General features: G+C 72.1%; 10 protein-coding genes and 1 pseudogene. 3 read left to right on the top strand and 8 right to left on the bottom strand.

Features of this window, described 5'->3' with window-relative positions; translation table 11 throughout:
- Positions 1 to 26: 26 nt before the first annotated feature.
- Together AB0B66_RS27645 and AB0B66_RS27640 are read right to left on the bottom strand one after the other, a co-directional pair.
- The gene (locus AB0B66_RS27645) at positions 27 to 2,147 is read right to left on the bottom strand and encodes an EAL domain-containing protein (RefSeq protein WP_360535384.1); all 2,121 of its coding nucleotides are present in this window, start codon (positions 2,145 to 2,147) and stop codon (positions 27 to 29) included.
- 356 nt (positions 2,148 to 2,503) lie between these two features.
- Complete coding sequence (locus tag AB0B66_RS27640) at positions 2,504 to 2,806, bottom strand: hypothetical protein (RefSeq protein WP_360535382.1); 303 nt, start codon at positions 2,804 to 2,806, stop codon at positions 2,504 to 2,506.
- A gap of 338 nt (positions 2,807 to 3,144) precedes the next feature.
- On the opposite strand from AB0B66_RS27640, the gene AB0B66_RS27635 reads away from it, so the two are divergent.
- Positions 3,145 to 4,833: a pectinesterase family protein gene (locus AB0B66_RS27635; protein WP_360535380.1), complete on the top strand. Its 1,689-nt coding sequence runs from the start codon at positions 3,145 to 3,147 to the stop codon at positions 4,831 to 4,833.
- Between the two features lie 55 nt (positions 4,834 to 4,888).
- Here the strand turns inward: AB0B66_RS27635 and AB0B66_RS27630 are convergent, their stop codons facing one another.
- From AB0B66_RS27630 to AB0B66_RS27620, 3 genes are all read right to left on the bottom strand, one after another.
- The gene (locus AB0B66_RS27630) at positions 4,889 to 5,725 is read right to left on the bottom strand and encodes an alpha/beta hydrolase (RefSeq protein WP_360535378.1); all 837 of its coding nucleotides are present in this window, start codon (positions 5,723 to 5,725) and stop codon (positions 4,889 to 4,891) included.
- 159 nt (positions 5,726 to 5,884) lie between these two features.
- Positions 5,885 to 6,394, bottom strand: coding sequence for a DUF664 domain-containing protein (locus tag AB0B66_RS27625; RefSeq protein WP_360535376.1), 510 nt, complete (start codon positions 6,392 to 6,394; stop codon positions 5,885 to 5,887).
- Positions 6,395 to 6,485: 91 nt separating this feature from the next.
- Positions 6,486 to 8,282 (bottom strand): 5'-nucleotidase C-terminal domain-containing protein, encoded by a 1,797-nt coding sequence (locus AB0B66_RS27620; RefSeq protein ID WP_360535374.1) that lies wholly within the window; start codon positions 8,280 to 8,282, stop codon positions 6,486 to 6,488.
- Positions 8,283 to 8,518: 236 nt separating this feature from the next.
- On the opposite strand from AB0B66_RS27620, the gene AB0B66_RS27615 reads away from it, so the two are divergent.
- Positions 8,519 to 8,959: a VOC family protein gene (locus AB0B66_RS27615; protein WP_360535372.1), complete on the top strand. Its 441-nt coding sequence runs from the start codon at positions 8,519 to 8,521 to the stop codon at positions 8,957 to 8,959.
- Positions 8,960 to 9,039: 80 nt separating this feature from the next.
- Here AB0B66_RS27615 and AB0B66_RS27610 read toward each other — a convergent pair whose 3' ends face one another.
- Positions 9,040 to 10,068, bottom strand: coding sequence for a hypothetical protein (locus AB0B66_RS27610; protein ID WP_360535370.1), 1,029 nt, complete (start codon positions 10,066 to 10,068; stop codon positions 9,040 to 9,042).
- Between the two features lie 240 nt (positions 10,069 to 10,308).
- Between AB0B66_RS27610 and AB0B66_RS27605 the strand changes: the two genes are divergently transcribed.
- Positions 10,309 to 13,383, top strand: a complete 3,075-nt coding sequence (locus AB0B66_RS27605) for a tetratricopeptide repeat protein (protein ID WP_360535474.1) — start codon at positions 10,309 to 10,311, stop codon at positions 13,381 to 13,383.
- 22 nt (positions 13,384 to 13,405) lie between these two features.
- On the opposite strand, the gene AB0B66_RS27600 is transcribed toward AB0B66_RS27605, so the two are convergent.
- Both AB0B66_RS27600 and AB0B66_RS27595 read right to left on the bottom strand, forming a co-directional pair.
- Positions 13,406 to 14,254, bottom strand: coding sequence for an ABC transporter permease (locus AB0B66_RS27600; protein ID WP_360535368.1), 849 nt, complete (start codon positions 14,252 to 14,254; stop codon positions 13,406 to 13,408).
- Between the two features lie 67 nt (positions 14,255 to 14,321).
- Positions 14,322 to 15,311, bottom strand: a pseudogene (locus AB0B66_RS27595) (ATP-binding cassette domain-containing protein).
- Positions 15,312 to 15,438: the final 127 nt, after the last annotated feature.

Genomic DNA, 15,438 nt, shown 5'->3' with positions numbered 1-15,438 from the left:
CCCCGCCGACCCGCCCCGGACCGGTGTCACCAGCGCGCTCCGGCCTGCTCCGGGTAGAGCGCGGGCGCGGGCGTCACGGGCAGTTCGTGCTGGGTGGCGAGCTCGTCCCGCGCCGCGACGGACGTGGCCGCCGCGTCGGCGACCAGTGCGGGGATGCGCTCGGCCGGCACCGCCTGCGACAGCAGGTAGCCCTGCATCAGCGAGCAGCCCGCCGCGCCCAGCTGCCGCCGGGTCTGCGCGTCCTCGATGCCCTCGGCGACGGTACGCAGCCCCAGTGTCCCGGCCAGCGCGATGACCGACGACACGATCGCGCTGTCGTGCTGGTCGGAGGTCATGCCCGAGACGAACGACCGGTCGATCTTGATCTCGTCGAGCGGGATCATCCGCAGGTGCTGCAGCGACGAGAAGCCCGTGCCGAAGTCATCCAAGGCCAGGCCGACGCCCAGGTCGCGCAGCTGCGCGATGGTGCGCATGGCGCGGGCCGGATCGGCCATCAGCGCGCTCTCGGTGATCTCCAGCTGCACCATGCGGGCCGGCACCCGGTGCTCGGCCAGCCGGTCGCGCAGCCGCTCGACCAGGTCGTCGCGGAACAGGTCGCGGATGCTGACGTTGACCGAGGTGCGCAGGTCGAGCCCGGCGGCCCTCCAGCGCCCGGCCTGGGCCACGGCGTCGTCGATGATCCGGTCGGTGAGCTGGTGCATCACCGGCGTGTGCTCGACCACCGAGATGATCGTGGCGGGTGAGACGGGGCGGCCGGTCGGGTCGGTCCAGCGCAGCAGCGCCTCCACGCCGACGATCCGGCCGGTGGCCAGGTCGGCCTGCGGCTGGTAGTGCACGGCGATGCGCTCGCGGTCCTCGGTCACGATCGCGTGGCGCACCTGGTCGAGCAGGGCCAGCCGCTGCGGGTGCCGGTCGGTGCCAGGGCGGTAGAGGGCCACGCAGACGCTGTCGCGCTTGGCCTCGTACATCGCGATGTCGGCATGGCGCATCAGGGTGGCGAAGTCCTCGCCGTGCTGCGGGCTGACCGCGACCCCGACCGCGGCCGTGACCTCGACCTCCAGGCCGCTGAGCCGGACCGGGCCGTTGACGGCGGCGCTGATGCGCCGGGCGGCCTGCAGCGCCCGGTCGGCGTCGGCCTCGTCGAGCAGCACCCCGAACTCGTCCCCGCCGAGGCGGGCGACCAGGGCGCCGGCCGGCAGGCCGCCGCGCAGCCGCTCGGCGACGGCGGTGAGTAGCTGGTCGCCGGTCTCGTGGCCCAGCGAGTCGTTGACGTACTTGAAGCCGTCCAGGTCGAGCAGGAGCAGGGTCGGGCCCTGTCCGCGGCGCAGCGGCTCGGCCAGCGCCTCGGTGTAGGCCGATTGCAGGCTGGCCCGGTTGCCCAGGCCGGTGAGCGGGTCGGTCAGCGCGGCCCGCTGGCGTTCGGTGGACAGGCGCGCCATGCGCTCGACCGCGTACAGCGGCATGATCACCAGGGGCACGAAGCCGAGGCTGACGTGGCCGGTCACGGCGAGCACCGGGCTCAGCATGGTCAGCGCGGCCAGGTGCACGACCGGGTCGCGCATGGCCGTCAGCCGTTCACGCAGGCTCTCCTGCGGCTTGGCGCGACCGGCGGACCGCTCGCGCCGCTGGCTGACGACGACCGACCAGCCGTACACGGCCACGAAGACCAGCGCCGAGCCGGCCACGGCCAGGGTGTCGTTGAGCAGGTCGGCCAGCGCCACGCTGTGGAACGGGTTGGGCTCGCCGACCAGCAGCACCAGGTACGCGGCGCCGAACGCCACGGCGTACCGGGCGGCGCTGAGCACGGCGTCGCGCCACGGCTGCCGGGCGCGGACCGCGATCACGGCCACGGCGAGCGCCTGCACCACGATCGCCGGGCCGAGGTCCCAGCACAGCAGGATCGCGAAGGTGAACACGAGCGACGGACTGATCACGGCGCCGGTGGCCCGGCCGGACGCGGGCAGGTAGGTGACGGCCGCGGCGGCGAGGGCCAGGAACGACATCACCCAGAACGGGACCTTCTCCATGGCCGGCGTCACCTGAACCACGGTCAAGGCCGCCAGCACGACTCCGGCCAGCGTCAACACGGCCGGCACCATCGCCGGACGTCGGATCAGGGGCAGACCGCCCGCGGTCAGCGGCGTCACATCGCCCTCCCAAGGCACTTCGTGGGCTGAGATCACACGAGCCGCCAGCCTAACCGAGCAAATCGGGAAATCCGAGCAATCCCCGCTTTACTCAGATTTCCCCCACATTGCCGAACCACCGGGAATGCCCCACCCACACCCCAGCCGACGATCTTGCGCGTGGGTACAACACGCCCACAACGGGCGAAACGGTGACAGTTCACGCAAGATCGTCGTGATCTTGCGTGATAACGATGTTCGGGGAGGCAGGCCAGGCGGGACCGAGGCGGGCAAGATCCCTCGATTTGCCAGGCAGGTGGGCGTGCGCAGGGTCAAGATACGCACGGTTGCCTGGCAAGTCGAGCGGTCTTGGTGCGTCAGTGGTCGTCGATCATCCGGTCGAGGCGGCGGACCAGGGTCGCGTGCTCGTCCGCGAGGCGCTGCACCCGCTCGGTGTCGCGCGCGTCCAGGGTGCGGCGCAGCTCGGCGACCGCCTCGAGGTCGTGCTCCCACTGCGACATCCGCTGGAAGTCGGGCGACGGCCTGCCCTCCTCCTGCTCGATGAGGACGGAGTAGCACACGATCGCGATGCCCATGATGTCCAGGGCCGTCTGGTGGCTCACCGCCAGCCCTGCCGGCAGGGCGCTCTCCGGCGCGTTGTGCGCCAACGACTCGGTCACCGACACCTCCATGTCGACCGGTGCGCCGCAACGATGATCGGCCACCGTGCTGGACGATACGCCCTGCCCGGAACGGCCTGACAGCAGCACCTGCCGTCCAGTGGGCGAGATCATCCGCCACGCCCGCGCGGGCCGCCTCCCGCGGCCGGGTACGCGCCGGCAACCGCTCCGCCGGCGCCCCGCGCGCCCGCGCGGGGCGCCCGGGACCGGGTCGCCCACCGGGCAGCAGCGCATCGATTGACATCACGATGCGAGCCACGTAGGTTGCGGCGGAAAGCGCTTTCCATTTCGTGCGGTGCCCCAGCGGGCACCGACGCCCCACAGAGTGGAGCCGACACATGACCATCACCGACCTGTCCCGCCGCGCACGATGGCGACCCGCCGCAGCCGCCGCGGGCCTCGCCCTGGCCACCGCGCTGGCCACGCTGACCTTCACCACGACCGCCGCGGCGGCCACGCTCTACGCCGACGACTTCGAGGACGGCAACTCGTCCGGCTGGACCTCCTCCGGCGGGAGCTGGACGGTCACCACCGACGGCAGCCGGGTGCTGCGGCAGGCGGGCACCAGCGCGGACGCCCGCGCCCGGACCGGGTCGTCGACCTGGCGGGACTACACGGTCACCGCCCGGGTCAAGCCCACCGCCTTCAACGGAGCCAACCGGTTCACCGCCGTCATCGCCCGCGCGCAGTCGAACACCAGCTACTACTACCTGGCCCTGCGGTCCAATCACACCGTCGAGCTGAAGAAGCTGGTCGGCGGCTCGTCCACCACGCTGGCAACGGGTCCGGTCACCGTCTCCACCGGTGTCTGGTACACCCTGTCGCTGTCGGTGGCGGGCACGACGCTACGCGGCACGGTCAACGGAGCGACCGCGCTGACCGCGGTCGACGCGCAGTTCGCCACGGGCGGCATCGGCGTCGCGACCTTCTACGCCGCCGCGTCCTTCGACGACGTGACCGTGTCCGACAGCGCCGCGCCGTCGCCGAGCGCCTCCCCCTCGGCTCCGCCCACGCCGTCGAGCAGCCCGTCGGCCCCGCCGTCGGCGAGCCCGCCGCCGGCCGGCGCGATCGTGGTGGCCAAGGACGGCAGCGGGCACCACACCACGGTGCAGGCCGCCGTCGACGCCGTGCCCGCCGACAACACCAGCCGTGTCACCATCGCCATCAAACCGGGCACCTACCGGGAGCTGGTGACCGTTCCCGCGAGCAAGCCGTACGTCTCGTTCGTCGGCACCACTGGCAACGCCGCCGACGTCGTCATCACGTACGACAACGCCAGCGGCACGCCCAAACCCGACGGCAGCGGCACCTACGGCACCACCGGCAGCACCTCGGTGCTGCTGGAGGGCAACGACTTCACCGCCCGGAACCTCACCTTCTCGAACACGTTCGACGAGGCCGCCCACGACTACAGCGCCGAGCAGGCCGTGGCCGTGACGACCCGCGGCGACCGCCTGGTCTTCGACAACGTGCGGATCCTCGGCAACCAGGACACACTGCAGCCCAGCTCCCCCAACGCGGCCACGGTCAGCCGGGCCTACTACCGCAACTGCTACATCGAGGGCGACGTCGACTTCATCTTCGGCCGCGGCACGGCCGTGTTCGACCGCTGCGAGATCCGCTCCCTCAACCGCAACTCGACCAGTAACAACGGATACGTCACCGCGGCCTCGACCACGATCACCAACCCGTACGGCTACCTGTTCACCGGGTGCACGCTGACCGCGCCGGCCGACGTCGCCGCGCAGAGCGTGCACCTCGGCCGTCCCTGGCACCCCAGCGGCGACGTCAACGCCATCGCGCAGGTGCTGTTCCGCGACTCGGTGCTGGGCGCGCACATCAAGGACGCCCCGTGGACGGACATGTCCGGGTTTTCGTGGCGGGACGCGCGCTTCTTCGAGTATCGCAACACCGGTCCCGGCTCCACCGTGACCGCCGACCGGCCGCAACTGCCCGACGCGGACGCCCCGCAGTTCACCGCCCAGGCGTACCTGGCCGGAACCGACGGCTGGAACCCAGTCGGCTGAGTTGATAGGAAGGGCACCTTCTACATCGCATAGCGATGTGAAGGTGCCCTTCCTTTCACAAACAGCGGAGGAAGCGGTCGACGGTGGCGCGGAACTCGGTGGGCTGCTCCACCCAGGGATGGTGTCCGCACTGGTCGATCACGGCGAACTCGGCCGCCGGGAAGAGCGCAGACAGCGCGCGCACCGGAGCGAGGCCGGCGCTGCAGTCCTGCGCGCCCGCGACGACCAGGACGGGCGCGGTGACCTTGCCGAGCAGCCAGGCGAGGTCGGCGGGCGGCTCGACGCTGAAGTAGGCGCGGTTGGCCGCGTAGTTGTAGCGGGCGGTCGCCGCGTGGGCCTGCTCCCGCTCGCCCCAGGACGCGTAGCCGAGCGGGGCGGCCTGCCGGTACCACGCGTTGAAGGCGTCGTCGTCGGTGCTGGCGGGGCCAGCCGACCAGGCCGCGACGGCGGCGTCGAAGGCCGGGTCGCCGCGCCGCGCGTCGATCAGCGCCGGGGTGTCGGAGGGCTCGTCGACCAGGTAACTCGCGGGCGGGGTGATGAGCACGAGCCCGGTGACCCGGTCGGGGAAGCGTGCCGCGTAGCTGATCGCGAGCCGGGTGCCCGCCGAGTGGCCGAGCAGCAGCAGCCGGTCCAGGCCCAGGTGGACGCGCAGCTGTTCGAGGTCCTCGGCCTGCCGCCAGTACGACGCCGTCTGCACGGACTCAGGCAGCGGGGAGAGTCCCACGCCGCGCAGGTGGGGAACGATCAGGCGCTGCGGGAGTCCGGCCAGGTCGCCCAGGTATCGCGGATGTAGGGCCGCACCGCCGGCGAGCGCCACGACCGGCGTACCGCCGTCGTGGTTCAGCTCGTCGTAGTGCAGCGCGGCTCCGTCGGAGCCGAAGTAGGTCGTCATGGGTGGTTCGCCTTTCGGGGATGCCTTACGGATGCCCCGGCGGCCACCTACGTCAGATGGACCGCGCTGCCTTGCGGAGGGGGAGCACCCAGCCTGATGTCGCGTTGATGGGTCTCACCTCCTCGGGTCGGTCGCGTGAGCGGTGACGTTACCAGACGATCATGCGGGCATGTCGGCCGCGGCCAGCTCGGCCACGATGTCCAGGTGGCCGGCGTGGCGGGCGTACTCCTGCAGCAGGTGGAACAGGACCCGCTCCAGCGTGGGCGGCTCGGCCCCGTCCCAGCGCTCGCTGGGCTGCCCGACCGTGGCCAGGTCCGTGGCGAGCACGACCTCGCGGGTGTGCTCGCCCTGCGCCAGCAGCACGGCGACCAGTTCGGCCAGTGACTCCGAAGGGTCCACGTGCCAGCGGTCGTCGCGCCGGTCGCCCCAGGGATAGCCGACGTCGCGGCCCTCGAAGCCCCACATGATCCAGCGCAGCTCGACATGGCGCAGATGTTTGAGCAGTTCGACGGGTGTCCAGCCGGACGCGAGCCGGCTGTGCCGCTGCTCCGCCTCGGACAGCCGCTCGACGGTCCGGATGACGGTGGTCCGGTAGTAGTCGAGGTAGGCGGTGAACACCTCGTTGCGGGAGCCGATCGGCGTGGTCGGGCTGGGCGGGGCATCGCTCACCCGTCGAGTATGCCGCCCGCCGGTGGCGTGGACCGCCGGGCGCGGTGCGCGGGGCGCCGTGTCGTGGCGCCCCGCGCACCGGACAAGCGGGTCAGAAGACCGGGACGCCCTCGCGGACGAGCTTCCAGTTCTGCTGGAAGAAGTCCGCCGGGTCGATCGAGCCCTTGGCCTGGGCCCAGTCGATGAGCAGCTGGCGGATCTCCTGCTGCTCGTTGTAGACCTGCGTCTTGACGATGCCGGGGAAGCCGCCGCCGCCGCTGCGCCGGTAGTTGTTCACCGCCACCACGAACTGGTCGGTGTCGGCGACCGGGGTCGTCGTACCCGCGTGGTGGAGGACCGTGATGCGCTGGCCCACCGGCTTGCTGATGTCGATCTCGTAGTCGAGACCGGAGAACGTGTCGTAGTTGTAGTCCGGCACCGTGGGCTCGCTGATCGCGGCCGGGTCGACCGGCGCGCCCGGGGCGAGCGTGCGGAAGTACTTGGCCGAGTACTCCAGGTAGGCGCGCACCTCGGCGCCGGTGAGGACCACGGCTTCGAGGGTGTTGTCGTAGATGTACAGCCCGGCGAGATCCTTGATCTTCACGTCGCCGGCCGGGAACAGCGCGGTGCGGCTGAACGGCGCGGCGATCGACAGCACCGGCAGGCCCGCCTGCGGCGTGCCGACCATGGCCGCGGCCACCGTGTCGGACTGCACCTTGTTGATGAAGTCGAGGATCGGGGTGTCCTGGTAGCGGGACTTCTCCGCGGACAGCTCCACCACCGAGGTCGCCACGACCTGGTTGATGTACGCCACGGTCTTGTCGTGCTGCGCCTTCACCGCGGCGACGACCTTCGGGTCCTCGACGACGGTGTTCGTGTTCAGCATGGTCGCGTGCTTGGCGGTGACCTTCCAGCGGCCGCGCTCGCGGCTGAGCGTGAAGTCCATCCGGGTGACCCGCTGGCCCCACTTCGACGGCTCGGACAGCAGCACCAGCTCGCCGGTCGCCTCGTTGGCGACGAACTTCTCCACGACCTCGTTGTGGGCGTGGCCGAACAGGATCGCGTCGATGCCGGGCACCTGCTGCGCGATCAGCGCCGTCGGGTTCTCGTTGGGCAGCAGGTCGCCGTAGCTGGACACGCCGTTGTCGCCGCCGTGCGCCGAGATCAGCACGAGGTCGGCGCCGCGGTCGCGCATGATCGGCACGTACTTCGCCGCGGTCGCGATCATGTCCTCGAAGCGCAGCTTGCCCTCGACGTTCGCCTTGTCCCAGATCGCCACGCCCGGGTTGGTCAGGCCGAGGATGCCCACCCGCAGCGACGGCGCGCCGTGGCCCAGCGACACCTTCTTCATGACGTACGGCGTGAACGCCGGCTTGCCGGAGCGCGCCTTGACCGCGTTGGCAGCCAGCGCCGGGAAGCCGAGCTGGCGGATCCACAGGTCGAGCAGCGGCAGGCCGTAGTTGAACTCGTGGTTGCCCAGCGTGATGGCGTCGTAGTCGATGACGTTCATCGCGCGGGCCATCGGGTGGCGCTCGCCCGTCGAGGTGATCGGCTCCTGCTTGGCGTAGAACGTCGCCAGCGGGGTGCCCTGGATCGTGTCGCCCGCGTCGAGGACCAGCGTGGCCTTGCCCCTGCGCTCGGCACGGATCTGGTTGACCAGGGTGGCCACCTTCGCGACGCCGACGTCGTTGTGCGCGCTGTCGTCGTACTCCTTGTCGCGGTAGTAGTCCCAGTTGAAGACGTTGCCGTGGGTGTCCGAGGTGCCGAGGACCGTCAGGTCGTAGGTCTGCGGCTGCCCGTGCCCGGCCGCCTGGGCCGGGACCGCGGCGACCAGCGGTCCCGCGACGACGGCCGCGGCTGCGCCGGTGAGCAGCTGCCGCCGCGACGGCATACCGGAGGGGGAGGTCATGTGTCGAGCCTTTCCATGGGGGTCTCGCCCGGTGGGGCGCCGCCCCGCACCCTAACCAAACAGGTGACCCCCTGCCACCCGATCGACCTTCCCCACTGCCCCGCCGCGGTCCGCCGCCCGAGATCATCCGACTTGCCTGGCAAACGTGCGTATCTTGGACGCGCTTTCACACAAGTGCCTGGCAAGTCGAGCGACCTTGGCGGGCGGCGGGGCGGCGGCGGGGTTACGGTGCTGCGGTGGAGCAGCGCATCAGCATCGTCACGTTCGGGGTCGCCGACCTGCCCCGGGCCAGGGCCTTCTACGAGCGGCTCGGCTGGCGGGGCCAGGAGATCGAGCAGACCGTGTTCTTCCAGACCGGCGGCATCGCGGTCGTGCTCTGGGGTCGGGACAAGGTCGCGGCCGACGCCGGGGTGCCGGACCCGGGCGGCGACGGCTTCGGCGGCGTCACCCTGGCGCACAACGTACGCAGCCGCGCCGAGGTCGACGAGATCATGGCGGTCGCGGCCGGGGCCGGGGCGACGGTCACCAAGCCCGCCCAGGAGACCTTCTACGGCGGCTACGCGGGCTTCTTCACCGACCCCGACGGGCACGTCTGGGAGATCGCGCACAACCCGGGCTTCACCCTGTCCCCGGACGGCTCGCTGATCCTGCCCGACTTCGACCAGGCCGCCGGCTGAACACCCAGCTCCGACTACGCCAACCGATGGGAAGGGCACCTTCTACATCGCATAGCGATGTGAAGGTGCCCTTCCTTTCCTTAGAAGGCGATGAAGCTGTAGAGGGCCAGGTGGTTGGACTTGGTGGTGGGCACGGTGTGGCCGATGGGTGAGGGCTGCACGGTGCCCCGGACGAACAGGTAGTCGATCTTGCTGGAGCCGTTGGTGGCCGCGGTGCCGTAGCCGGTCATGCCGTAGCCGCTGAGCGTGCTCGCGGGGATGCCGGTGCGGTTGGCGTCGATGCCGACGATCCGGATCGTGGACGCGTTCAGCAGGGTGGTCGCGTCGGCGCCGAGGTGGATCCCGGTGCCGCCGATGCCCTTGTCGCCGTCGCCGGCGCAGGCGTTCTGCCGGTTCTCCTGCGGCAGGTGCATGGTCGCCACGAACACGCTGGTGCCGGTCGCCTTGATGGTGAACCGGGCGGCGATCGCGCTCGTGCGCTTCCACTTCCACTCGTTGGTGCTGCCGTCGTCGTTGTTCGGCGGCTTGTACAGGGTGCAACCCGCGCCGTTGTTGTAGGACGTTCCCGGCTTGAGCCAGCCCGCGCTCCAATACTTCGAGACGTCGCCGGAGGCGAGGCTGAGCCGCTGCGTGTTGTAGACGATGGCGTTGGTCTGCTTCTTCTTCAGGTCGCCCAGGGACTGGTCGTCGCAGCGGTGCGTGCTGCCCCACGGCTCGGGGTCGTCCCAGACCACAATCGCCTTGTACGTGCCCGCCGCGTAACCGAACTTGGCCGACAGCTGGTCGGCGTACGCGGAGGCCTGCCCGGTGCCGCGGACCTGCTGCACGATGAGGATGTCGGGCGCGACGACGCCGCTGGTGCCGGTGCGCCCGGCGTCGTCGACCAGCATCGAGGTCAGGTGGTCCGGGCCGGAGATCCGGGTGCACGACCCGTCGGAGTTGTTGGTCACCAGGTTCTCGATGTTGTTGTTGTAGACCCGCAGCACGCGATCGGCCACTGCCGCCGGGGCGGGCGCGGCCGACGACCCGGTCGGTGCCGCGACACCGCCCGCGAGCAGCACCGCCGCGACCGCGGTTACCTGGACGAATCTGCGGTGACGAACCGGCATGGGGCTTCCTTCCCACCGTTGGACTGCCGACCGGTTCACGGTGACGGCATTGCCTACATTCGCCCTACATCAGGGCTACAGCGGGGCAACGCCACGGGGAACGGCGCTCGGCGACGCCGCCGGGTGGCGGCCACGCTGTCGGGAGGATGTCCGGCCTGGCGGATAGCCTGGTCGGTCTATGGGCATTCGGGGCAGCGGGCCGGCGACGATCGCGCGGAGGCCGGAGTGAGCACGGGGCTGATCGGGCGTGCCCACCCAGCGGCGTTGCTGCACGACGAGGTGTCCCGGGCGATGGCCGGGCACGGCGGGCTGGTGCTGGTCGCCGGGGAGGCGGGCATCGGCAAGACCTCCCTGCTCACCGCGGCCATGGCGCAGGCCCGCGCGTCCGGTGCGCTGGTCGTCGCGGGAACCTGCTGGGATGCCGAAAGCGCGCCCGGGTTCTGGCCGTGGACGCAGGTGCTGCGGGCCGTGCGTCGCGGCGTGGGCCAGGCCGACTGGGCGGCGGCGCGGCAGGCCGGCGGGGCCGGGCTGAGCGTGCTGCTCGGCGAGGGCGGCCCGGACGCGAACGACACGGCGCTCGACGGCGAGTTCCCCCTGTTCGACGCGGTCACGAGCGCGTTCGTGGCGCTGTCGCAGCGCCGTCCGCTGGTGGTGGCCCTGGACGACCTGCACTGGGCGGACGCGGCGTCGCTGCGACTGCTCCGGTTCGCCGCGCAGCACACGTGGTCGGAGCGGGTGCTGCTGATCGGGGCATACCGCGACGTTGAAGTGGAGGCACCGAAACATCCGCTGCGGGCGTTGATGGTGCCGCTGTCGGTGAAGGCGACCACGGTCACGCTGACCGGGCTGGGCCGCGACGAGGTAGCCGAGCTGATGGCGCGTACCACCGGGAGGGCGCCGGACCCGGCGCTGGCCGAGGAGGTGCACCGGCGCACCGGCGGCAATCCGTTCTTCGTGGAGCAGACGGCGCGGTTGTGGCACAGCGGCGGCAGCCTGCTGGCGGTCGCGCCGGGGGTGCGCGACGCGCTGGACCGTCGGCTGGCGTTGCTGCCCGAGGACGTCACCGCGCTGCTGGCCACGGCCGCGGTGCTCGGCCGGGAGTTCCCGCGGCAGGTCCTCGTGGCGGCGTCGGGCACGCCGGAGGCCGGGGTGGACCGGTTGCTGGCGCAGGCCGAGGAGGCCCGGCTGGTCGCCGTGCGCGGCGTCGGACGGTACGGCTTCGCCCACGACCTGGTCCGTGAGGCGCTGCACGACGGGTTGCCGGAGCGGGCGCGGCAGGAACTGCACGCGGCGGTGGTGCGAGCGGCCGAGGCCTCGCCGGAGCTGGCCGTCCAGGTGCTGCCCGCCGATCTGGCGCGGCACGCCTACCTGGCCGGCCCGCTGCTGGAGCCGGAGATCGCGGTGCGGCGGCTGCTCGCGGCCGCCGCCGACGCGGGCGAGCGGCTGGCCGCCGACGAGGCGATCTCGCACTACCGGCGGGCGCTGGAGCGGGTGCGCGAGCCCGCCCGGCGGGTGCGCGTGCTGATCGAACTGGGCCGCAGCGTCTACCACCTCGGCGACAAGTCGGAGGGCTGGCGGCTGTTCGAGGAGGCTGCCGCGATCGCCCGGGAGACGGGCGACGGCGAGCTGCTGGCCTGGGTGGCGCTGGTGGTGCACCCGCACGGCCGTCCCGACGGCGGCCGGACCGAGCTGCGGCAGAGCCTGCTGCGGGAGGCGTACCGGCTGCTGATCGGCGAGGGCGCGGAGGCCGCGAACCCCGAGCAGCTGGCGCTGAGCCTGATCGTCCGCACCGAGGCGGTGGCCCGCACCGGCCGCGACGACGAGGCGCTGATGTTCAGCCTGTGGGCGCGCCACGATCTGAACTGGGGGCCGGGCGGCGCCCGTGAGCGTGAGGCGCTGACCGCCGAGATGGAGCAGGTGAGTCGTCGCGCGGCGGACACCGGCACGGAGGCGCTGGCCGCGTCGTTCCGGTGGGTGGCGCTGCTGGAGATGGGCGACCCGGGCTACCTGGAGCAGCTGAGCGTGTTCCTGGCGGCGGCCGAGCGCGACGGCAGCCTACGGATGCGCATCTCGCAACTGGTCGACCAGGCCGTCATCGACACGATGCGGGGCCGCTTCGCGGAGGCGGAGGAGCTGCTGGCGCGGCTGCGCACCAGCGAAGGGCATCCGCACGCGGACTTCACGTTCATGCAGTACCACCTGGAGTGGGCCCTGGCCATGCAGCGCGGGCAGTTCGCCGAGGCGGACCGGCTGCTGGGGCAGCTCGACGCGCAGGACCACCCGTACCTGCCGCTGGTCCAGGCGATCACGGCGGTGGAGCGCGGTGACGTCGGCGAGGCGCTGCGGCTGGTGGCGGCCGCGGAGGCCTACAGCAGGAACGACCCGTACCCGTCCTCGGTCAACAGGTTGTGGCTGCGCCTGCGGGCGCAGCTGGCCGCCGCGACGGCCGACCCGGAGCGCTGCGACGGGGCCCGGGAGGCGCTGCTGCCGTACCGCGGCGAGTGGGCGGTCTCGCTGTGGGGCTGCGACGTGAGCGGCCCGCTGGACCTGTGGCTGGCCGAGGTCGACGCGGCGGCGGGGCGCTGGGACGACGCCGTGGCCGAGTACACGGCCGCCGCGGAGTCGGCCGAGCGGATGCAGGCCCCGCCCTGGGCGGAGCGGGCTCGGGCTGGCCTGGCCCGCGCGCTGACCGCCCGGGACGCCCCGGGCGACACACGGGCCGCCTCACTGCTGCGCGACCCAGGCGCGCGCGAGGCCGAGGCCGCCGAGGTGTGCGAATTCCTGCGGGAGGACGCCACCTGGCGGCTGCGGTACGCGGGCCGGACCGTGCACCTGCCCGACGCCAAGGGCCTGCGCGACCTGCACGAGCTGCTCAGCCACCCGGGCACGGACATCGCGGCGGTGGAGCTGGCCGACCCACCGGGCGGCGCGACGGCGGTCGCGGCCCGGCGCATGGGGGCGGACCCGGTGCTCGACGACACGGCGAAGGCGCACTATCGGCAGCGGCTCGACCAGCTCGACGACGCGCTCGATGCGGCCGCTCGACGCGACGACACGGCCCGGCGGCAGGCGCTGGAGTCCGAACGCGACGCACTGCTCGCGGAGCTGCGGGCGGCGGCGGGCCTGGGCGGGCGCACGCGGCGGCTCGGCGACGACGGCGAGCGCGCCCGCAAGGCGGTCACCGCCCGGATCCGCGACACGCTGCGGCGGCTCGACGACCTGCACCCGGAGCTGGCCGCGCATCTGCGGGCGAGTGTGTCGACCGGCAACGCCTGCGGCTACCACCCGGACCCGGCACCGCCCTGGCGGCTGTGAGCGCCGCCAGGGCGGTGGGCCGTCATTTGCGGTTGTAGCGGTACATGGTCAGCGCGCCGAACACCGCGGTGCACACCACGCTCGCGACCAGCACCCAGGTGATCGCCCCGGCGTCGGGCGCGCCGGTCATCACCGAGCGCACCGCCGCCACCAGCTGGGTGATCGGGTTGACGTCCACGAACGCCTGCAGCCAGCCCGGCATCGTGGTGGGCTGCACGAACACGTTGCTGAGGAAGGTCAGCGGGAACAGCACCAGCATGCTGACGCCCATCACCGACTTCTCGCTGCGCAGGATGAGGCCGAGCCAGGTCCAGATCCAGGAGAACGCGAACGAGAACACCACCAGCAGGCCGATGCCGGCTGCCACGCCCATCACGCCGCCGCCGGGCCGGAAGCCGAGCACCAGCCCGACGCCCATGATCACGAGTGCGGCCAGCACGTAGCGCAGCAGGTCGCCGAAGATCATGCCGACCAGCGCGGCGGGCCGCCACACGGCCAGGGTGCGGAAGCGGTCGAAGACGCCCTTCTCGATGTCGGTGTTCAGGCCGACCCCGGTGTACATCGTGATCATGACAACGCTGGTGACCATGATGCCGGGCAGCAGGTACTGCAGGTACTCGCGCGGCGAACCGGCCAGCGCGCCGCCGAACAGGTAGGTGAACATCAGCGTCATGATGATCGGGAACATCGTGACGTCGAACAGCTGCTCGGGCACGTGCTTGATCTTCAGCATCGCCCGCCAGCCGAACGTCAGCGACGCCGACAGCGGCCCCGGCCGCCGCGGCTTCTCCCCCGGCGCCAGCACCGCGGCGATGGACTCCGCCGACGGCGTGTAAGCCGACGTCTCAGGTGCGACTGTCGTGGTGCTCATGCCTTCTCCTCGCTTCGCTCGTCGGCGGCATGGTTCGGCAGCCACATGATTCGCTCGCTGCGCTCGCTCATGCCTTCTCCTCCGTCCGGGCGGCCTTGTCGGTCAGGGCCAGGAACACCTCGTCGAGGCTGGGCTGGCCGAGGGAGAACTCGTCGACGACGATGCCCGCCCCGGCCAGCTCCGCCAGGGCCCGCGAACCGGCCGCGGCGGCGTCCACGGCCGCGCCCGAGCCGCCGACGCGCGCGGTCAGCGCGACCGGGTCGGCCTCCTGCTGCACGGTCGTGTCCAGCACCTTCGCCAGGATGCGCTCCGCCTCGGGGCGCTGGGCCGCGTCGCGCAGCCGCAGGTGCACGGTGCCCGCCCCGATCGAGGACTTGAGCTGCCCCGGGGTGCCCTCGGCGATCACCTTTCCCTCGTCGATGACCGCGATCCGGCCCGCGAGCTGGTCGGCCTCGTCGAGGTACTGCGTGGTCAGCAGCACCGTGGTGCCCTGCGCCACCACCGCCCGGATGATCTCCCACACCTGGTTGCGGCTGCGCGGGTCCAGGCCCGTCGTCGGCTCGTCCAGGAACAGCAGGTCGGGGGTGTTCAGGATGCTGGCGGCGATGTCGATGCGCCGCCGCATGCCGCCGGAGTACTTCTTGACCTGCCGGTCGGCCGCCTCGGTCAGCCCGAACGCCGCGAGCAGCTACGCGGACCGCTCGCGCGCGGCCGGTTTGCGGTAGCCAAGCAGCCTGCCCAGCAGGATCAGGTTCTCGGTGCCGGTCAGGTCCTCGTCGACCGAGGCGTACTGCCCGGTCAGGCTGACCCGGGTGCGCACCGCGTCGGCCTCGGTGCGCAGGTCGTGCCCGAACACCCGGGCCTCTCCCCCGTCGGGTCGCAGCAGCGTGGCCAGCATGCGCACCGCCGTGGTCTTGCCCGCCCCGTTGGGCCCGAGCAGGCCGTACACCGTCCCGGCGGGGACCGCCAGGTCGAGCCCGTCCACCGCCCGGGTCTTGCCGAACGTCTTCACCAGCCCGGAGGTCTCCACCGCCAGGCCGGTTCGGTTCACCGCCATCACATTCCTCTCGTCCACCACGTCAACGCGGCCGGCTCGCACGGTGCGGCGACCCTGCCACCCGGTAGGCGCCAGACGCCCCGCCAGATCGGATCTGGCGGGGCGCGGGTGCCCCGCCACCCGGACA

Source organism: Catellatospora sp. NPDC049111 (assembly GCF_040648615.1).
In the GTDB taxonomy this organism is placed as follows: Bacteria; Actinomycetota; Actinomycetes; order Mycobacteriales; family Micromonosporaceae; genus Catellatospora; species Catellatospora aurea.
The sequence above is the reverse complement of the archived record's forward strand: the minus strand, read 5'-3'. Positions and strand labels throughout refer to the sequence as shown.

Excerpts from the sequence above, each read along its gene's own strand:
- AB0B66_RS27620 (WP_360535374.1), bottom strand. The coding sequence starts at position 8,282 with ATGACCTCCCCCTCCGGTATGCCGTCGCGGCGGCAGCTGCTCACCGGC.
- AB0B66_RS27635 (WP_360535380.1), top strand. The coding sequence starts at position 3,145 with ATGACCATCACCGACCTGTCCCGCCGCGCACGATGGCGACCCGCCGCA.
- AB0B66_RS27630 (WP_360535378.1), bottom strand. The coding sequence starts at position 5,725 with ATGACGACCTACTTCGGCTCCGACGGAGCCGCGCTGCACTACGACGAG.
- AB0B66_RS27610 (WP_360535370.1), bottom strand. The coding sequence starts at position 10,068 with ATGCCGGTTCGTCACCGCAGATTCGTCCAGGTAACCGCGGTCGCGGCG.
- AB0B66_RS27600 (WP_360535368.1), bottom strand. The coding sequence starts at position 14,254 with ATGAGCACCACGACAGTCGCACCTGAGACGTCGGCTTACACGCCGTCG.